This window comes from Herbinix hemicellulosilytica, assembly GCF_002904165.1.
Classification (GTDB): Bacteria; Bacillota; Clostridia; order Lachnospirales; family Lachnospiraceae; genus Mobilitalea; species Mobilitalea hemicellulosilytica.
Genome location: NZ_CVTD020000002.1, coordinates 1 through 19,518, shown reverse-complemented (window position 1 = coordinate 19,518; position 19,518 = coordinate 1). Strand labels below are relative to the sequence as shown.

The window sequence follows — 19,518 nt, the reverse complement described above, 5'->3', positions numbered from 1 at the left end:
TTATATATCTGATTTACTGGTCTATATAATAACCCAACTTAATAAACAGCTTACTAATTATAGCATAGCTTTTAAGCTGATGCAATACCTAAAAAGCTAATTTGGTTTTTCTGATAATCTCAACGAACTCTGTATTGGTCTTTGTCTTAAGGAACATATCTATAATTCTTTCTAAAGCCTCGTCGGATTTCATTCCGCTTAAGGCCTTTCTAATCAGATAAGTAGCCTCCAGTTCCGCCTGAGTAAGCAGCAAATCTTCCCGTCTTGTACTGGATTTCGGAAGATCAATGGCGGGGAAGATCCTTTTTTCAGACAAACTTCTGTCAAGAACCAATTCCATGTTGCCTGTTCCTTTAAATTCTTCGAACACAACATCATCCATACGGCTTCCGGTATCTACAAGAGCGGTTGCAAGAATCGTTAAGCTTCCACCTTCTCTCATGCATCTGGCGGATCCGAAAAACTTCTTTGGCATATATAAAGCTGCAGGGTCTAAACCGCCGGACAAAGTTCTTCCGCTAGGCTGTACCGTTAAATTGTAGGCTCTTGCAAGCCTGGTTATACTGTCAAGCAGTATAATAACGTCCTGCCTGTGTTCTACCAAACGTTTTGCCCGCTCAATAACCATCTCCGATACCCGTTTGTGATTATCGGGCAGTTCATCAAAAGTGGAATAAATTACTTCTACATTCTTGCCTTCAATTGATTCTTTTATGTCAGTAACTTCTTCGGGCCTTTCGTCTATCAGAAGGATAATAAGTTTTATCTCAGGATGGTTTCTTGTTACTGCCTTTGCTATTTGCTTCAGCAATGTCGTTTTACCGGTCTTAGGCTGGGATACAATCATCCCCCTTTGTCCTTTTCCAATCGGAGAGATTAAGTCTACCATCCGCATGGCAATACCCGCTCCAGGAGTTTCCAGATGTATCCTTTCATGAGGGAAAACCGGAGTAAGGTCTTCAAATTTAGGCCTTTTTTGGGCTTCAGTAGGCGGGAAACCGTTTACTTCTTTAATATACAAAAGAGCCGAAAATTTTTCATTCTGACTTTTTATCCTGGTATTGCCGGTAACAATGTCTCCTGTCTTAAGATTGAATTTTCTTATCTGAGCGGGAGATACATATACGTCATTTTCACCCGGAAGATAATTGTCGCATCTTATAAAACCATATCCGTCAGGCAACACCTCAAGAATGCCTTCCTTGGTTTCTCCGCTGTCAAGCTGCTCCAGCTCTATATGAATAAAAGTTTTTTTCTCTTCCCTGTTCTGAGCGGCATTTTGGACAGCAGCTCCTGTTTCTTCGGCGTTAATTTCTTTACTGCTTTCTTTTAAAGTTTCTTTATCACTTTCTTTATTACTTTCATTATTATCATTAATATTGTCCTTACCGCCCTCTTTGCCTGCCTCTTTTATTATTTCCTTATTACATTTTTTATTGTCCTCTTTTATATGTTCACTACTATCTTTAACCTTGTTTTTTTCATTATCATACTTCACTAATAACTCAATTAATTCACTTTTTTTTAGTGAATAAAAGTTCTTTAATCCTTTTTCCTTGGCATATTCCCTTAATTTGACAAGCGTCATCGATTCATATTGATTATCCATATATTCAGCTCCTTTAACAAATTCTTGGATTTATGTCTGATGAACATGGGAACAGATATGATATAGAAAATATGTGAAATATGGGCGAACTTTCTGTTTTAAAATTTACTTTTTTAAATTATACACCTTTTTTATAAGAAAGTAAAATATTTTCAATTTTATGATTTTTGAATTGCTTGATTTAGCAAGCCGGTGATGATATGATAACTTTAATTATAATTAACTCCCCCCTTTCAAGAGGATGATTTTATGCATGACCTTAATAATAAAACGTTTTGGAACGATAAAAGATTTCATTCATTGGATTATGAACTAAAAAAAACTTTCGGTAAAAAATTATATAAACTGTCTTTGAACGCAGGCCTAAGCTGTCCAAACAGGGACGGAACGATAGACACCAGAGGCTGTATATTTTGCAGTGAAGGGGGTTCAGGAGATTTTAGCGCCACCCCCGGTCTGTCTGTTTCAGACCAAATAGAAGAAGCCAAAGCTTTAGTAGCTAAAAAACTGTCATCTCATAGCGATATACAGTATATTGCTTATTTTCAGGCTTACACCAATACTCACGGCCCGGTTTCTTATCTTGAAAAAATTTTTAGCGAGGCTGTTAACCATCCGGATATTGCGGTACTGTCAATAGCTACAAGGCCTGATTGTCTCGGTGATAATGTGATTGCCTTGCTTGACAAACTAAATAAAATTAAACCGGTATGGGTTGAGCTTGGTCTTCAGACTATCCATGAAGATACCGCCAGATGGATGCGCAGGGGCTATGCACTTCCTGTTTTTGAAGAAGCCGTCAGGCAACTGAATAAAAGGGGAATAGATGTAATAGTCCATACAATTCTTGGCTTGCCAAAGGAATCAAAAAATGATATGTTAAAAACCATGGAATATTTAAGCAATCTTGCCGAAAAAAACCTGGTCCGGGGAATAAAGCTGCAACTGCTTCATATTCTTAAGGGCACAGATCTCGGTCGATTATACCAGGAAGGCAAGTTAACGTATTCCATAACCATGGATGAGTATATAGATCTAGTAATAACCTGCCTTGAACATCTTTCGCCGAATTTGGTAATTCACAGGCTTACCGGAGACGGCCCAAAAAAAATTCTTCTTGCACCTTTATGGAGCGCCAATAAAAAGCTTGTTTTAAACACTATTAACAGCAGAATGAAAGAAAAGGATTCTTGGCAAGGTAAATACTATAAAACAGGAGGGGTTTAATGCAGTCAGATACTTTTATGTTATATAAACTAATAATACTATATATTTTAAGCAGAGTTGACTTTCCCCTGACCAATGCACAATTGACAGCTTTTATACTGGAAAAGGAATATACCAATTATTTTAATATTCAAAGAGCCATTTCCGAACTGTTGGACGAAGAATTTATTGCCGTAAAAACCATACGCAACAGTTCCCTATACAGTATAACCGAAATCGGCAGCGAAACATTAAAATTTTTTGATAACATGATTTCATCGGGAATAAAAGAAGATATAGAAAAATATCTTTCACAGAATAAATATAAACTTAAAGAAGAAGTCTCCACCCCGGCAGATTATTATCAGGTTAAAAAAGGCGAATTTGCTGTAAAACTCAGTGTTATAGAAAGGGATTCACATATTATCGATTTATCCTTAATTGTTCCTTCAGAAAAAGAGGCTGCTGCAATATGCAACAACTGGAGTGAAAAGAGTTCGGAAGTTTACGCCTACCTGATGTCTGTACTTCTTAGCTGAATTTTATGATATTGACACATTTAATATTCCTGCTGCCTGTCATCCGATAATCCGCATACTGCTTCAATATATTCCCATATTTCATCTTTCCCCTGTTTTGTGAGGGACGAAAATGGGAATATTTTTGTCTCCGGTCCTGCTCCGATGCCATCTTTTATCATTTTTATATGCTTATTTATCTGGCTTCTTTTAATTTTATCCAGTTTTGTGGCTATTATAACCGGATCAAAGCCATGATAAACCATCCATTCATACATTTGCTTGTCATTTTGTGAAGGCTCATGACGAATATCCACAAGTAAAAATATAACCTTAAGCTGTTTTGAACTCATCAGATATCTGTCGACCATCTTCCCCCACTGTTCTCTTAATACGGCCGAAGTTTTGGCAAATCCGTATCCGGGTAAATCCACAAAATACAAAGCGTCATTAATATTATAATAATTTATGGTCTGAGTTTTACCCGGCTGCGACGATGTCTTTGCCAAGGATTTGCGGTTAACCAGGGAATTAATCAGCGATGACTTTCCTACATTTGATTTGCCGGCGAAAGCAATCTCAGGCTTATTGTTCTCGGGTAGTACACTGCGAACTCCGCACACAGTTTCAAGGTTTACACTTTTTATTATCATCCCATTCACCTCCTGTTACCTGATACCTATTAAATCATAAAAATGAGCAATCCGGACTCCTTAATCCGATGCTTTAGGAGCCCGGGTTACTCACTTTTTATTTTTTATATTATGCAATTTCACCTTTGCTTTTTTTTGAATTTCTTTTAAGAGACGGTTTTCTTACCACGCTCTCTTCCGACCTGATAAGTATAGGCTTTTCATTTCCCAAAATAACATCCCTGGTTATAATACATTTTACAACGTCGTTTTCTGACGGTACAGAAAACATTACATCCATCATGGCAGCTTCAATAATTGACCGCAGCCCTCTGGCACCTATCTTTCTGCTGAAACTTTTTTTAGCAATTTCTTCAATAGCATCGTCTTCAAATACAAGCTCTACACCGTCCATCTCAAACAGCTTTTTATACTGCTTTGTGATGGCGTTTTTAGGTTCCACCAAAATACGCACAAGAGCCGCCTCATCCAGGGCATCCAGGGCAACACATATGGGAAGCCTGCCTACAAACTCCGGTATCAGGCCAAATTTAATCAAATCCTGGGGCATAACCTGACGGAAGAGTTCACCGATATTTTTCTTGTTCTTTTCGGATATCTGCGCATTAAATCCTATAGACTTTTGCCCTATTCTGGATTCAATAATTTTTTCAAGCCCGTCAAAAGCCCCTCCGCAAATAAACAATATATTTGTCGTATCTATCTGTATAAATTCCTGATGAGGATGTTTCCTTCCTCCCTGAGGAGGAACGGAGGCAATGGTACCCTCCAATATTTTCAAAAGAGCCTGTTGTACTCCTTCGCCGGACACGTCTCTGGTTATTGATGTATTTTCCGATTTTCTGGTTATCTTATCAATTTCATCTATATATATAATCCCGTACTGAGCACGCTCAATATCGTAATCGGCAGCCTGAATCAGTTTCAGCAAAATGTTTTCAACATCCTCACCGACATAGCCCGCTTCCGTCAATGCAGTTGCATCTGCAATCGCAAAAGGCACATTAAGAAGCTTGGCCAAAGTCTGTGCCAGATATGTTTTTCCCGATCCGGTAGGTCCTATCATTAAAATATTGCTCTTTTGTATTTCAACATCCAAATCTTTTTCAGAAAGCACTCTCTTATAGTGGTTATATACGGCTACCGAAAGCACCTTTTTTGCTTCTTCCTGACCGATAACATGCTGATCCAGGAAATTCTTTATTTCAACCGGTTTAAGTAAATTTATATCCGTATCCGCAGCCGGATACCCGTCGAATTCCTCTTCAATGATTTCACTGCATATTTCTATACATTCATCACAGATATAAACTCCCGGTCCGGCAATCAATTTTCTGACTTGATCCTGAGTCTTGTTGCAAAAAGAACATCTAAGTTGCTTTCTGTCATCTGATTTTCCTGCCATTGCCAATTCACCTCATTTTCTTTAACGCACAATATGCACCGGTAGTTATCTGTGAGTCAGAATTCCGTCAATTATACCGTATTCAAGTGCTTCTTCTGCCGACATGTAGTAATCTCTTTCCGTATCAACTTCTATAACTTCCAGCGGCTTGCCCGTATTTTCAGCCAATATTTGGTTGAGTTTTCTCTTTGTTTTTATAATATTATCAGCAATTATTTTAATATCTGTTGCCTGACCTTTTGCACCGCCGGAAGGTTGATGAATCATAATTTCGGCATTAGGTAAAGCAAAACGTTTTCCCTTAGTGCCTCCCGCAAGCAAAAATGCTCCCATGCTTGCCGCCATACCAATGCATATGGTTGACACGTCACACTTGATATATCTCATTGTATCATATATTGCCATACCGGCAGTCACGGACCCTCCGGGGCTGTTTATATAGAAGTTAATATCCTTTCCGGGGTCTTCGGACTCCAGAAAAAGAAGCTGCGCTACGACCAAACTGGCTGTAGTGTCGTTAACTTCTTCACTAAGGAAAATAATTCTTTCTTTTAACAGTCTTGAATAAATATCGTAGCTCCTTTCGCCACGACTGGTCTGCTCTATGACATAAGGTACCAAACTCATATTGCACCCTCCTTTATAAAATTTAGATCTTTTAGTATCTAAATTTCTTTTGTACTGTAGACATTAGACCTCTTTAGCTTCACTCACAACAAGATCTACGGCTTTCTGAACCGCAACATCTGCCTTGACGTTTTCAATTCCGCTTTCGCCCAGTATCTCTTTTACTTTGTCTACTTCCATCTTGTACATGGAAGCCATTTCGTTCAGTTCTTTTTCAAGTTCTTCATCGGTAACTTCTATATTTTCTGCTTTAACTATAGCCTCAAGAACAAGACGGGTCTGAATGCGTTTTAATGCCTGCGGCCTTAAGCTGTCAAAGAATTTCTGGGCGTCCATGCCGGTAAATTGGAAATATTGCTCCATAGACAGGCCCTGATATCTCATTCTCTGAGCGAAGTCTTCAGCCATCTGTCCGACCTGGGTTTCAATCATAGGCTCGGGAATGTCCATAGATGCGTTTTCGATGATCTTGTCTATAATCTCGTTTTCTCTAGCTGTCTTAAGTTCTTTTTCTTTAGTTTCCTTAATTGTAGCCCTAATGCTTTCCTTATATTCATCAAGAGTATCAAATTCTGATACATCCTGAGCAAAATCGTCGTCCAATTCAGGCAGTTCCTTATATTTTATTTCATGAATTTTAACCTTGAACAAGGCCGGCTTTCCTGCCAGATCCTTAACATGATAATCCTCAGGGAATGTAACATTTACGTCAACCTCTTCACCTGCAGATTTGCCGATTAACTGCTCTTCAAAATTATCGATAAAGGATTTTGAACCGATGGCCAGGGAATATCCTTCTGCCTTACCTCCTTCAAAAGGTTTGCCGTCAACAAATCCTTCAAAATCTATAACAACAATATCATTCATTTGAACAGGTCTGTCTTCTACCGTAATAATTCTGGCATTCTGTTCCCTTTCCCTTTCAATACGGGCCATAACTTCCTCATCGGTTACGGTAACTTCTTTCTTTTCTACTTCAATACCCTTATACTGTCCCAGGGTTACTTCAGGCTTAACAGCCACCTGAGCGGTAAATATAAAAGGTTTTCCTTTTTCAATCTGAACTACATCAATTTCAGGTCTTGATACTATCTCCAAGCCGCTTTCTTTTGCTGCCTTTTCATATGCTTCCGGAATTATTTCATTGGCAGCATCTTCATAAAAGATCTCGGGCCCATACATTTTCTCAACCAATGCCAAAGGGGCCTTTCCTCTTCTAAAGCCCTGAATGTTTATTTTATTTTTATTCTTTTGATATGCTTTTTGTATGGCTTTGTCAAATTCCTCTGCTGATGTCTCTATAGTAAGCTTTGCCATATTTTTTTCCAACTTTTCAACCTGTAAACTCATTTTTACATCCTCCTTGTATTATGTACCTTAAGTACCGAAATATACCATTTTCTCAGGTATATCACGAATGTAGTACATTACGCTTTATACTAGCGGGCATATTGACAATAGTATATTATATCACAGCTGTTCTGTAAATACCATATTTTATTTTTCTTCTAAACACAGCAAAACAATGCATATTATTTTGCATGCCCCTGTTTTTTTATCATATTTATTATCTGCTCAACAACATTCCTGCAAAGCTCCTCGGTTTTTGCTTCGGCCATAACACGGATAACCGGTTCTGTTCCGCTTTCCCTAACAATAATCCTGCCGTCATTGCCTAGTTCCTTGCCAAGTCTTTCGATAAGTTCGCATACCGCAGGATCACCGGTGGCAGCTTTTTTGTCTTTTACTCTTACATTTTCCAATACTTGAGGGAAAATATGCAAGTCTTTGCAAAGTTCGGACAACTTTGCTTTACTTTCCAACATTACTTCCATAATCTTTAAAGAAGTAAGGATCCCGTCTCCGGTAGTAGCATGTTTAGAAAATATGATATGGCCGGACTGTTCTCCACCGATTGAATGACCGTTAGCCAGCATATTTTCATAAACATATTTATCGCCGACTTTGGTCTTTTCATAGCTAATTCCTTTTTTGTCCAAAGCCTTATACAGGCCCATATTCGACATAATGGTCGTAACTACTGTATTATTGGCCAAATCATTTCTCTCTTTCATATACACACTGCACATATACAGAATATGGTCACCGGTAATAACATTTCCCTTTTCGTCTACAGCCAGGCATCTGTCGGCATCACCGTCATATGCAAAACCTACGTCTAAATTATTCTCCACAACAAACTTTTGTAAACCTTCAATATGAGTTGAGCCGCAATTTCTGTTAATATTGGTTCCGTCAGGCTCCCCGTTTATGACATAAGTTTTGGCTCCTAAGGCATCAAATACTCCTTTAGCTATAGAAGTTGCAGAGCCGTTTGCCAGATCCAAACCGATTCTTTTTCCTTCAAAAGAACGGGTTGCAAGCGAAATCAGGTATCCGATATACCGGTTTCTGCCCATGGCATAGTCTACAGTTTTTCCGATATTTTCTCTGGTTGCAAGAGGTATGGTGTCTTCTTTACTGTCTATGTATGCTTCAATTAATTCTTCCACTTCTGCTTCCAGTTTATGTCCATTCCTGTTTATAATTTTTATTCCGTTATCATAATAAGGGTTGTGACTTGCGGAAATCATTATACCGCAGTCAAATCCTTCTGTTCTTACCACATAAGAAACACTGGGTGTAGTTGTAACATGAAGCAGATACGCATCTGCTCCACTGGCAGTAAGTCCGGCCACCAGGGAATACTCGAACATATAGCTTGACCTTCTGGTATCTTTTCCGATTACTATTTTTGCTTTATGATCTTTCCCATAATAATGTCCCAGAAATCTGCCCACTTTATAAGCATGCTCCACAGTCAAATCAACATTGGCTTCTCCACGAAACCCGTCCGTTCCGAAATATTTACCCATTATAAAAAATCCTTTCTTAATTTGATTTGAAAAATAATTTATAAATAATATATATGCCTAAACAAGCTGTCAATTGCTTTGCCAAAGTACTATTTCGCAATTATTTTAACATATGCCAATCTTGTTTGAAAAGCAAAAAATAAAAGCGGCGTCAGTCATAAACCGACACCGCTTTACGTCAAATTTTATTAAATAAATTTATTTATTGCTGTTGTCCTGACTGGCCTGCCATAGCTTGTTCCTGTTGACGGATCATACGTCTTACCATTTCACCGCCGATTGATCCGTTTTGTCTGCTTGTTAAATCACCGTTATAACCCTGTTTTAAAGGAATACCAAGCTCGTTGGCAACCTCCATCTTAAAACGATTGAGAGCTTCTCTTGCTTCAGGAACTTCTACTCTGTTAGTACCACTGTTATTGTTGTTAGCCATAATTTCACCTCCGTCATGATTATCAAAGCATACAAGCAACAAAATCAACTTTGTAGGTTCAGCGGTTTTATCTATATCGCCATAGGTGTTTATCACCTTTAAGTGATTTGGGTTCTATCGGCCAATCATCATTCGATGATCATTCGTCATCTTATTCCCGGATGATTTACCTTGTTGATGATTTACCTTATTGATATTGATGATTTCCCTCCTGGCAAAAAATCATCTTAAAAAGGTATATCATCACAAGATACAATCAGCAGGATAATTTAATATCATAATCATCTAAAGATGATTTATCATCTAAAGATGATTTATCATCTAAAGATGATTTATCACCATAAGATGATTTATCATCAAAGATGATTTTTTATATGATGATTTCTGCCAATTTCATCCCAGCCGGGTTTTTCACCTAAGATGATTTCATCCTATGCGATTAGTAACCGCAAGTGAATTTTGTTTTTGTATTGCCTGTAATCATATTGTTTACAGAGAATGAAAATATTATTATGGTAATTATTGTCGCTATAACCATCCATTATAAAATAAATTTGTTTTAATTCACAGAAATAACCAGAATTTTAGGATATCCGAAAGCAATTTCCACACCTTTACCTTTATCGGCAGCATATACTAAGCTTTCTGCCAACTCTCCTGCATAATAAGATATAATTTCCTTATCAATACTGCGAAAAGCCGGTATTATATCAGCCAGTTTCTTTTTGCTGCGGTTTATTTTATACATTATTTTCATAACAGCTTTTGATTTATGTAAGCCGCTCACTCCGGCCGTAATTATAAAATTTTTGCACACTTCACTGGGTAGGTAATAGTAACCATATCCTATAGTATCTTCCAGTGATATGTGGTCTTTTAAATGTGTTTTGTCCATTTATTTGCCTCCTTATTATACTTAATATTTATAATAAAATAATTGAAGTTATTGTAAATATATTCCATTTTCATACATTTGTCAACATTTTTTACTAAATCTGCAATAAAATTTATCAAATAATGCCCTATATTCTTAGTAAAGGAGGAATTTTTTTAAATATAGATGAAAAATAACAAAATAACAGAGTATTCCAAACAACTGCCAAAAGTATTGTTGTTTATAGAATACTCTGTTATGATTCCCTTACTTAAATCAAAACTATTCGAGGTATTTATTGGATAAAGAAAATTTTTCAATATACATTAAGATCTTTTGTATACTCCTTTTAACTAAATACCGTAAACATAAAAAACGGAACAGAACAAATCAATAAAAGCCTCGATTATCCGATTTTTTTAATAATTATATCCAAAATAAATATCTTTACCATATTTATGGGATAAACGGAATATATATATAGAAAATCCCGATTTTGGAATTGTTGATTATGCTTAATCTGATATCAAACCTTAACCGATTTATCTGGGGTCTTCCTATGCCTGTTCTGTTATTTGGTGTTCACATATATTTCAGCATATTCCTAAAAGGAATTCAAAGGCATATCGGCAAGGCCATAAGCTTGTCTGTCAAACCGGATACCGGTGCCGAGGGAGATATCAGCGCCTTTGCTGCCTTGGCCGCAACCTTGGCAGCCACCATAGGAACAGGCAATATAGTAGGCGTATCAACCGCTGTCGCCTTAGGAGGTCCAGGTGCCATATTCTGGTGCTGGCTTACAGGTCTTTTAGGTATGGCCACATCTTACGCCGAATGTTACCTGGGCGTTTTATATCGCAAGAAAACCGAAGACAATACATATATAGGCGGCCCTATGTATGCAATGGAATACGGAATGAACAAAAAATGGCTGGCTAAGATTTTTGCTTTCTTTACCTTAACTGCTTCTTACGGAGTCGGTTGTTCCACTCAGGCAAGAGCAGTTACGGAAACAGCCCATACTCTATGGGGATTTCCGGAATATTTAGTCGGAATTGTAATAGCCGTTATAGTAGGCCTGGTTATTATAGGCGGCATTAAAACCATAGGAAAAATATGTACCAGGCTGGTTCCTGCTATGGGTTTCTTTTATCTTTTTTCATGTATTATTATTCTTATCATAAACCGCAATTTCCTGCTGCAAGGTATACAAATAATAATTTATTCCGCTTTTCATCCTGCAAAACTTCCTGCGGCGGTAGCTGGAGGCTTTATCGGAGGAAGCGTAAAAGCTGCTGCCAGATACGGGATAGCAAGAGGTTTATTTACCAATGAAGCCGGCCTTGGATCCGCAGCGATTGCAGCAGCCGGAGCCAAAACTTCCCATCCTTCAAAACAGGCATTGGTTTCTATGAGTGCCACCTTTTGGGATACAGTTGTCATGTGTGCTATAACAGGACTTGTAATTGTAACAAATATATTAAAAAATCCCTTGTCCGCCGAAGGCTACTCTATGGCTGAACTGACAACCGCTGCCTTTGCCTGTCTGCCTTTTGGCCGTAGCATACTTGGTTTGTCCTTAATTGCCTTTGCGGTTGCAACCTTAATTGGCTGGTCCTATTTCGGCGAAAAAGCGGTTGAATACCTGTTTGGCAAATCCGGTATCAATACTTACCGTTTATGTTATATAGTTATGATTTTTATCGGCTCAATAATGTCGCTTAAACTGGTTTGGGAGCTGACCGATTTTGTAAATGCTTTAATGGCATTTCCCAACCTGATATGCCTTATCACATTAAGACGGGAAATATTGCCCTATGACAAAAACCTCCTTTAGAATAAAGCACAAAAACTAAAAGCCAATAAACATATCTCGTTATATGTTTATTGGCTATTCAGCTACAGCCTTTGATTTAATTATAATGACGATATACCACCTTGCCGGCTATTTCTCTGGCAGTATTCTCATCAGCTAATTTTTTGATTATAGCCAGGGCGAAATCTATAGCAGTTCCTAAGCCTCTGGATGTTATTATATTGCCGTCCTCTACTACATCATGGTAAAGTACGGTGCTTCCCGTTAGTTCGTCTTCACATCCGGGATAGCAGGTAGCTCTTTTGCCTTCTAAAAATCCTTTGTTTCCAAGAACTGTCGGTGCCGCACATATCGCGGCAATATTTTTGTTTTCACCGTGGAATTTTCTTAACAGCTTGTCCAGCCCTTCATGGTTTTTCAAATTCTTTGTACCGGGCATTCCTCCGGGCAGAACCAGCATATCCGCATCATCAAATTTTGCATCCTCAAATAAAACATCCGCCATAACACTGATCTGATGGGACCCGGTAACCTGAAGACTTCCCGTTATGGATACCATATCTATATCAATTTGCGCTCTCCTTAGTAAATCAACTACTGTTAATGCTTCTATTTCTTCAAAACCATCCGCAAGAAAAATATATACCTTTCCCATGATTTAACCTCCTAATTTTTTATACACTTATTATAATGGAAGGGACATCCATATGCAATATAAATAAACCTTATAACGGTTTCTGACATCTTGCCATTAAGAATGCCCCTTCCAATTAAGGTTTATTATTCAGTTTAATATCATCAGACTTGATACGCCCACGTTTTTAAGTGTAAGCATCGGCCTGCAGCATGAATTCTTTTTATCTAACAAGGGACAAACTTCCAGCACATAGCAATCATCATATGGAACATTAAATTCAAAACAACCGCATGTACCAAGCTTTTCGCTCTGTATCAAAATTTTGCCTTCGTTACGGATTTTATAGAGATTTACCTTATATTCGTGATTACAGTTACAGCCGCATCCCCAAATGCATCCGAATATTTTCCCTGCTTCAATCTTACAGTCATTTACTTTTTCCCTTACCATAACCTTTCGATATATTACTCTTGTCTTTGACCTGGGACAAGGAACAGGTACTCTTACGGGATATGGCCTGTATTCTATCCGCGTTTCGGGACAAGGAGGACAAGGCTCAGGTTGCGGACAAGGTGGACAAGGTTCAGCTTCCGGACAAGGCTCTGGCTGCGGGCAGGGAGGACATGGTTCGGGTTCCGGACAAGGCTCTGGCTGCGGGCAGGGAGGACATGGTTCGGGTTCCGGACAAGGCTCTGGCTGCGGACAGGGTGGGCAAGGCTCAGCTTCCGGGCACGGAGGACACTCTGATATCGGTTGTATGGACGGTTCAGGTAGAACAGTTTCAGGCTGAGGAACTTCCGGTTCAGGTTCTTGCACAGGTGCAAAAGAAACGTCTTCGCAAGTTACACCACCGACAAACGGATACAGATGAAATTCAAATCCACTGGAGGGATTTACCGCAAAAGATCTGAATGCGGCATTACCGCTTACATGTCCTCCTGTCTTGTGTGCATGAAACATTGCATTCGGTGCAAGTATGCTTCCCCATATGGCCGCAGGAACTTCCATATATATATTTTCGGCGTCCTCAAATACATATAAGGTACGGTTTGCCAAACGCTGCGATCCCCAAAGGCCATACTGAATATGAGCATTGTTTCCTGTTCTGAATATAACAATTGCAATACTTCCATCTGGAATTTCAATTCTTAATTCTTTATTAAGAATACCGTTAGGTCTTGCATCAATGACAAATACATTTTGTACAGGGTCGTTACCCTGAAGTATATTTTCATAAAAACGTTCCGTTACGGTACCGTTTGGCATAAGTCGTGTAATGCATTCATGATAATATTGCATGCTTTCTTTAGCTTCCCTGAAAAATTCGTTTACATCCGCACCTATTCTTTCTGCCGGAATATAACGGGGTACATCGTAACTAGGAATAGCATAATGAGACCCTCTGTCACTTGGTGTCCAATATGGGCTTCCGCCCTGGGCCTGATACAGATTTTTTAAAGTTTGCAACTGATCCTGTGTGCCGTCTTTTCCTATCATATAAGTACTTCCGTGTGCTGCCCTGAAAGTTCCTCCTGCCACAACATGGCCTATAACAACCAGCGGTCCTTGCATGGCTACATTTCTGCCTACCAAAAACCTGACCGCGTTCGGGCTGTATCCAGTCCCTACAAGATTATTGTCATTGCCGAAAGCAAGGCTTAACCCTCTAGTACTTACAAAATCCCTTCCTACAGCAAATGCCCCTTTTGTATCTATGATATTATTGGCATCTTCAAAAACAATGGCATTAAAATTTACAGCGATCCCAAAAGGCTGTCCTGCTATGTCGTACCATTTTATATATTCATATGAAATTCCGGCATAGGACAATTGGCCATTATTTTGATTGTTAAGCATAGTTTCCTCCTTGATATGCAAGCAATTGCACTCTCAATTCAGTTTATTCATAAAAAGAATATTAGTGCAGGATTTTTGCCTGATTCTCAGGGAGTTTATAAATTTTATATTTTTCAATTTTATATTTTCAAAGTATTTGTTACGTTGTTATTTAAAATTTATTATTACATTAAAAGGGCTTACGGTATTTTACGTAAGCCCTTTATTTGTGCAATTATTAATCATCCTGATATTATTCCAAATTGATTTTATCGGCTTTTTCTCCGATATAAAGTTTTACTTTATCTATTCTTTTATGTTTGACACTCTCAAGCTTAAAAACCATATTGTCAATTTCAATGGTTCTGTCATCTTCTTCTTTTGGTATGCATCCGATCTTATCAATCAGAAAACCGGATATGGTGTCATAATACTCTGAATAAAGATTTAAATTCAGTTCGCTGTTTAATTCTTCTATTGTGACAAGCCCGTCAATAAGATACGTATTCGCATCCAGTTGCTTTATTTTTTCATTGTCCGGATCATATTCGTCTTCAATATCGCCCATTACTTCCTCAACCAGGTCTTCCATGGTAACGATACCTTCAAAACTTCCGTATTCGTCTATCAGGATCGCAATCTGTTTTTTGGATTGCTGAAGTTCTTTGAGTAATTCTCTTATAAACTTGCTGTCCGGAACAAAATAAGGTTTACGAAGAATAGATCTTATGTCTACATTTGTTATACCGACCTTTACGGCTTCTTTAAGAAAATCTTTTATAAACAAAATACCGATAATATTGTCTATGTCTTCTTCATAAACAGGAATTCTGGAGTACTTCGCCTCTAAAAGTTCATCTAAATATTCTTCCAATGGCTCGGTAATATCTATGGCAAATACATTGATTCTGGGTGTCATGATTTCTTTAGCCATTTTATCGTCAAATTCCATGATAGAATCTATCATTTCCATTTCATCTTCGTTTAGTACACCGTTGGCTTGTCCTTCCCTGACCAGGGATCTTATTTCTTCTCTCGACAGCATTTCTTCGGTATTGCCTTCATTCATTCCGAAGGGCTTTGTTACCACATTGGTTGACAAGGTTAAAAATTTTATAAAAGGCGAAGCTATCTTTGCAATCAGGCTGATGGGCCTTACGCAAAACAAGCTGAATGCTTCCGGTTTATGCAGGGCAACCCTTTTAGGAACCAATTCACCGAACACCAACGTAAAATATGACAATATTATAGTTACGCCGAAAAACGCAATTCTATTACCATATGCAATGCCTATACTTTCCAGCCATTTTCCTAACGGTCCGGATAAACCGGTTGCTGCAGAAGCACTGGAAAAGAATCCTGCCAGGGTAATTGCAACCTGAATTGTAGATAAGAATTTTGTCGGTTCATCCAAAAACTTAAGCACCAGATTCGCGCTTTTTTTGCCTTCTTCGGCCATTTTTCGCATTTTTGATTTATTGACAGATACCATTGCCATTTCGGCGCCGGCAAAAAACGCATTCGTTAAGGTCAGGGCCGCCAATATAAGCAGTTGAATACCTATATTATTTTCGTCTGGGTCGTCTTCCATTATATTTCCTCCAATTAAACAGGACAGTATATTTGATTTTTGCTCATAATAAAGCAAATACCCGTCCATAAATCTTCTAAGTTTTATTATGCAGAAAATATTATAGCATATTCAACCAAAAAAAACATTAAAATTATATAAAATCAACTTAGCATGCAAATAAGTGTTTAATATATGGACGGTTACACCGGTAAAACTTGCAGATACTATTTTGTCTTTTATATGTTTATAACAGCAATTGTTATTTCAGATATTTTGTTATATACTATTATATATACAAATTTTACATAAGGAGGTAATAAATGTACAATATCCTAATAGGCGGAGCTGCAGGTCAGGGAATTGACACCACCGTTTCCATATTGGAAAAAGCTTTTAAGAAATCCGGTTATTTTGTCTATACCGTAAAAGATTTCATGTCCCGGGTCCGCGGCGGTCATAACTTTATGTTAATCCGTTTTGGAAATGAGGAAATAACATCACACAGCAACAAATTGGACGGAATTATCGCACTGAATGAAGAAACCATCCGCTTACACCAAAGTAAACTGAAAAAAGACGGTTTTATATTATGTGACAGTAACTTTAAAGGGGACTTTGAAGCAATACGAATTCCGATGGAAGAAAAGGCCAAAGAATTTGGCAATCCCAGAGTATCAGGCACTATAGCCGCCGGTGCCGTTCTTAAAATATTCGGTGTCGATTTTAATCATCTTGAAAATGTTTTAGATACCTCCGTAAAAAAAGCTTATTTTCAAGTAAATATGCAGGCAGTCCATTACGGATATGAAGCTACGGATAACATATATCCCCATATGGGAGGCAAATATAAAGACTTCATGCTTATAAACGGCAATCAGGCCTTAGCCCTCGGTGCCATAGCGGCAGGTCTTAAATTTTATAGCGCTTACCCTATGTCTCCGGCCACACCGATAATGGAATACTTGTCCAGACACAGTACAGCTGCCGGTGTGGTAATGGAGCAGGCAGAGGATGAAATTGCCGCAATTAATATGGCTATAGGAGCTTCTTATGCTGGAGTTCGTGCCATGACGGCTACCTCCGGAGGCGGTTTCTCATTAATGGTTGAAGCCTTGGGTCTTTCCGGCATAGCCGAAATACCTGTAGTTGTGGCAGATGTCCAACGACCGGGTCCCGCAACGGGCCTACCTACCCGTACAGAGCAAAGCGATTTAAAATTTGTGATTTCCGCTTCCCATGGAGAATTTCCGAGAATGGTAATTGCCTTAAGAAATCATGAAGATGCATTTTATCAGACGGCTCGAGCATTCCATCTGGCAGACAAGTATCAAATTCCAGTGATTATTTTAAGCGATCAGTATCTTGGAGATACGACATCTACCGTAAAGAAGTATGATTTATCCGAAATTCCAAGCAATGCACCGCTTGTTTCGGCTGCCGACGAAACTAAATATATAAGATACCGTATTACTGAAAACGGAATATCGCCAAGACGTATTCCGGGTAAAGGAGATTATTTTGTTACCGCCGACAGTGACGAACATGACGAATACGGTTTTATAACCGAATCAGCGGATGTCAGGGTTAAAATGGTGGATAAGCGTATGCGTAAACTGGAAGGCCTTATGGAAGAACTGATAGAACCTGAATTTTTGGGAGATGAAGATTGTACTACCCTGCTTTTAGGATGGGGTTCAACATACGGTCCTATCAGAGAAGCAATAACAACCCTGAATGATATTTCAGGCGGAAAATTCGGGGCTTTAGTATTCGGCGATATATATCCTTTGCCCGTCAAGGCACTGACCAAATATGCAAAAAAAGCAAAAAATATTATAAATATAGAACAAAATGCAACAGGCCAGCTGGCATCCCTTATACGGGAAGTAACCGGAATAAAGTGTACGGGAAGTATTCTTAAATATGACGGCCGCCAGATTTCGGGAGAAGAAATAGCGGACAGGCTGATTAAGGAGGGATACAATGGGTAAATCATTCAGTACATATGAAACCGCCTGGTGTCCGGGCTGCGGAAATTTTAGCATTTTAAGGTGCCTTAAAACAGCCCTTGAGGAACTTAATATAGATCCCGCTAAAGTCCTTATGGCAGCCGGCATAGGCCAAGCAGCCAAAACACCGCAATATATCAGTGCCAATACCTTCTGCGGCCTGCATGGCAGAAGCCTTCCCGCCGCCACAGCGGCAAAAATAGCCAATGAAAATCTTACCGTCATTGTCAATACGGGTGACGGAGATTCATATGGTGAAGGCGGGAATCATTTTATACATGCCATACGCCGCAATGTCAATATAACTCATTTTGTTCATGACAACCAAATATACGGCCTTACTAAAGGCCAATCCTCACCTACCACCGCCGAAGGCCATGTTACAAACGCCCAAGCAGACGGTAATTTAAACTATCCGCTTAATCCTGTTCTTCTTGCAATTGCCGCGGGAGCAGGATTTGTTGCCAGGTCGTTCAGTGGTGATACAAAGCATCTTACCGAAATGATGAAAGCAGCTATCAGCTATAAAGGTTATGCACTGGTAGATATTCTTCAGCCATGTGTAAGTTTTAATAAAATTAATACGTTTAGTTATTATAAAGAAAGGGTATATTATCTGGAGACGGATCACGATTATACAGATAAGGCTGCTGCCATGATCAGGGCTATGGAATTTGGCGACCGGATTCCGATCGGTATATTTTACCGGGAAGAAAAACCGGATTACCATACCAAACACAAGGTCCTGGCGAGCAAAATGCCCCTTGTTGATCAAAAATATGATCCTATGATTGTCCAAAATCTAATGAATGAATTTGTATAAACATAATTTAAAGGAGGAATATATAAATGGCAGTTAAAAATGCAATGACAAACGATTTCTTACATTCCGCATACGGAGGAGAAAGTCTTGCCCATATGAGGTATTTAACCTGGGCTGACGTAGCAGAAAAAGAAGGTTTTAACAACATAGCAAAATTATTCAGAGCTATTTCCTTTGCAGAAAGAGTTCATGCTGAAAATCATTTTAAAGAAATTAGCGGTCCTACTACCGATTACACCGTAACCGCAGGCGGAGTATTTGGTTACAATAATACCGTAGAAAACCTGCAGGGTGCAATTAACGGCGAGCTTCATGAAGTTGAGCAAATGTACCCGGTTTATCTGCAGGCTGCAGAGTTCCAGGGTGAAAAAGGCGCTATGCGTTCATTCCGTTTTGCTCTGGAAGCCGAAAAAATCCATGCCAAAATGTTTAAAGAAGCCCAGGACTGTGCCCGCGAAGGAAAAGACCTGGATATTGAGGCAGTTTATATCTGCCCTGTATGCGGCCATACCGTATATAACGAAGCTCCTGATAAATGTCCTGTTTGCGGAGCAAAGAAGGAACTTTACAAGAAGTTTTAATGTAACGGAATAACAAAATAAATATAGGCTCTATAATAAATG

Annotated in this window: 17 protein-coding genes; 6 read left to right on the top strand and 11 right to left on the bottom strand. The window is 38.8% G+C overall.

The genetic code is table 11. From position 1 onward, the window contains the following. Positions 1-88: 88 nt before the first annotated feature. Complete coding sequence (gene rho / locus HHT355_RS00155; RefSeq protein ID WP_103201439.1) at positions 89-1,609, bottom strand: transcription termination factor Rho; 1,521 nt, start codon at positions 1,607-1,609, stop codon at positions 89-91. A gap of 249 nt (positions 1,610-1,858) precedes the next feature. Between rho and HHT355_RS00150 the strand changes: the two genes are divergently transcribed. Then, positions 1,859-2,836 (top strand): TIGR01212 family radical SAM protein, encoded by a 978-nt coding sequence (locus tag HHT355_RS00150; RefSeq protein WP_103201438.1) that lies wholly within the window; start codon positions 1,859-1,861, stop codon positions 2,834-2,836. Further along, positions 2,836-3,354, top strand: coding sequence for a DUF4364 family protein (locus HHT355_RS00145; protein ID WP_103201437.1), 519 nt, complete (start codon positions 2,836-2,838; stop codon positions 3,352-3,354). Before HHT355_RS00150 ends, HHT355_RS00145 begins: the two co-directional genes overlap by 1 nt. Positions 3,355-3,374: 20 nt before the next feature. Here the strand turns inward: HHT355_RS00145 and yihA are convergent, their stop codons facing one another. The 7 genes from yihA to HHT355_RS00110 form a co-directional block, all read right to left on the bottom strand. After that, complete coding sequence (yihA, locus tag HHT355_RS00140) at positions 3,375-3,986, bottom strand: ribosome biogenesis GTP-binding protein YihA/YsxC (protein ID WP_103201436.1); 612 nt, start codon at positions 3,984-3,986, stop codon at positions 3,375-3,377. A gap of 109 nt (positions 3,987-4,095) precedes the next feature. Further along, entirely contained in the window at positions 4,096-5,391 is a 1,296-nt protein-coding gene (gene clpX / locus HHT355_RS00135) for an ATP-dependent Clp protease ATP-binding subunit ClpX (protein WP_103201435.1), read from the bottom strand. Positions 5,392-5,436: 45 nt separating this feature from the next. After that, positions 5,437-6,018, bottom strand: coding sequence for an ATP-dependent Clp endopeptidase proteolytic subunit ClpP (gene clpP, locus HHT355_RS00130; protein ID WP_103201434.1), 582 nt, complete (start codon positions 6,016-6,018; stop codon positions 5,437-5,439). A gap of 63 nt (positions 6,019-6,081) precedes the next feature. Next, positions 6,082-7,368 carry a trigger factor gene (gene tig / locus HHT355_RS00125; RefSeq protein WP_103201433.1) on the bottom strand — a complete coding sequence of 429 codons (1,287 nt, stop codon included), beginning with the start codon at positions 7,366-7,368 and terminating at the stop codon, positions 6,082-6,084. Positions 7,369-7,550: 182 nt separating this feature from the next. Continuing rightward, on the bottom strand, positions 7,551-8,894 hold the full coding sequence (glmM, locus tag HHT355_RS00120) for a phosphoglucosamine mutase (RefSeq protein ID WP_103201432.1): 1,344 nt from the start codon (positions 8,892-8,894) through the stop codon (positions 7,551-7,553). A 202-nt stretch (positions 8,895-9,096) separates the two neighbouring features. Then, positions 9,097-9,327, bottom strand: coding sequence for an alpha/beta-type small acid-soluble spore protein (locus HHT355_RS00115; protein ID WP_103201431.1), 231 nt, complete (start codon positions 9,325-9,327; stop codon positions 9,097-9,099). Between the two features lie 559 nt (positions 9,328-9,886). After that, complete coding sequence (locus HHT355_RS00110; protein WP_103201430.1) at positions 9,887-10,222, bottom strand: hypothetical protein; 336 nt, start codon at positions 10,220-10,222, stop codon at positions 9,887-9,889. Positions 10,223-10,760: 538 nt separating this feature from the next. Between HHT355_RS00110 and HHT355_RS00105 the strand changes: the two genes are divergently transcribed. After that, on the top strand, positions 10,761-12,038 hold the full coding sequence (locus HHT355_RS00105; RefSeq protein ID WP_242967465.1) for an alanine/glycine:cation symporter family protein: 1,278 nt from the start codon (positions 10,761-10,763) through the stop codon (positions 12,036-12,038). Positions 12,039-12,114: 76 nt separating this feature from the next. On the opposite strand, the gene HHT355_RS00100 is transcribed toward HHT355_RS00105, so the two are convergent. The 3 genes from HHT355_RS00100 to HHT355_RS00090 all read right to left on the bottom strand — a co-directional run bounded on the left by HHT355_RS00100 (position 12,115) and on the right by HHT355_RS00090 (position 16,081). Beyond that, on the bottom strand, positions 12,115-12,672 hold the full coding sequence (locus HHT355_RS00100; protein ID WP_103201428.1) for a DJ-1 family glyoxalase III: 558 nt from the start codon (positions 12,670-12,672) through the stop codon (positions 12,115-12,117). A 129-nt stretch (positions 12,673-12,801) separates the two neighbouring features. Further along, positions 12,802-14,511 (bottom strand): collagen-binding domain-containing protein, encoded by a 1,710-nt coding sequence (locus tag HHT355_RS00095; RefSeq protein ID WP_103201427.1) that lies wholly within the window; start codon positions 14,509-14,511, stop codon positions 12,802-12,804. A 232-nt stretch (positions 14,512-14,743) separates the two neighbouring features. Continuing rightward, the gene (locus HHT355_RS00090) at positions 14,744-16,081 is read right to left on the bottom strand and encodes a hemolysin family protein (RefSeq protein ID WP_103201426.1); all 1,338 of its coding nucleotides are present in this window, start codon (positions 16,079-16,081) and stop codon (positions 14,744-14,746) included. A 302-nt stretch (positions 16,082-16,383) separates the two neighbouring features. Between HHT355_RS00090 and HHT355_RS00085 the strand changes: the two genes are divergently transcribed. Genes HHT355_RS00085 through HHT355_RS00075 form a run of 3 tightly spaced genes read left to right on the top strand, consistent with a single transcriptional unit; the run spans position 16,384 to position 19,476 of the window. After that, positions 16,384-18,054, top strand: coding sequence for a 2-oxoacid:acceptor oxidoreductase subunit alpha (locus HHT355_RS00085; protein ID WP_103201425.1), 1,671 nt, complete (start codon positions 16,384-16,386; stop codon positions 18,052-18,054). Next, positions 18,047-18,895 (top strand): 2-oxoacid:ferredoxin oxidoreductase subunit beta, encoded by an 849-nt coding sequence (locus HHT355_RS00080; protein ID WP_103201424.1) that lies wholly within the window; start codon positions 18,047-18,049, stop codon positions 18,893-18,895. Before HHT355_RS00085 ends, HHT355_RS00080 begins: the two co-directional genes overlap by 8 nt. Before the next feature lie 26 nt (positions 18,896-18,921). Then, on the top strand, positions 18,922-19,476 hold the full coding sequence (locus HHT355_RS00075; RefSeq protein ID WP_103201423.1) for a rubrerythrin family protein: 555 nt from the start codon (positions 18,922-18,924) through the stop codon (positions 19,474-19,476). Positions 19,477-19,518: the final 42 nt, after the last annotated feature.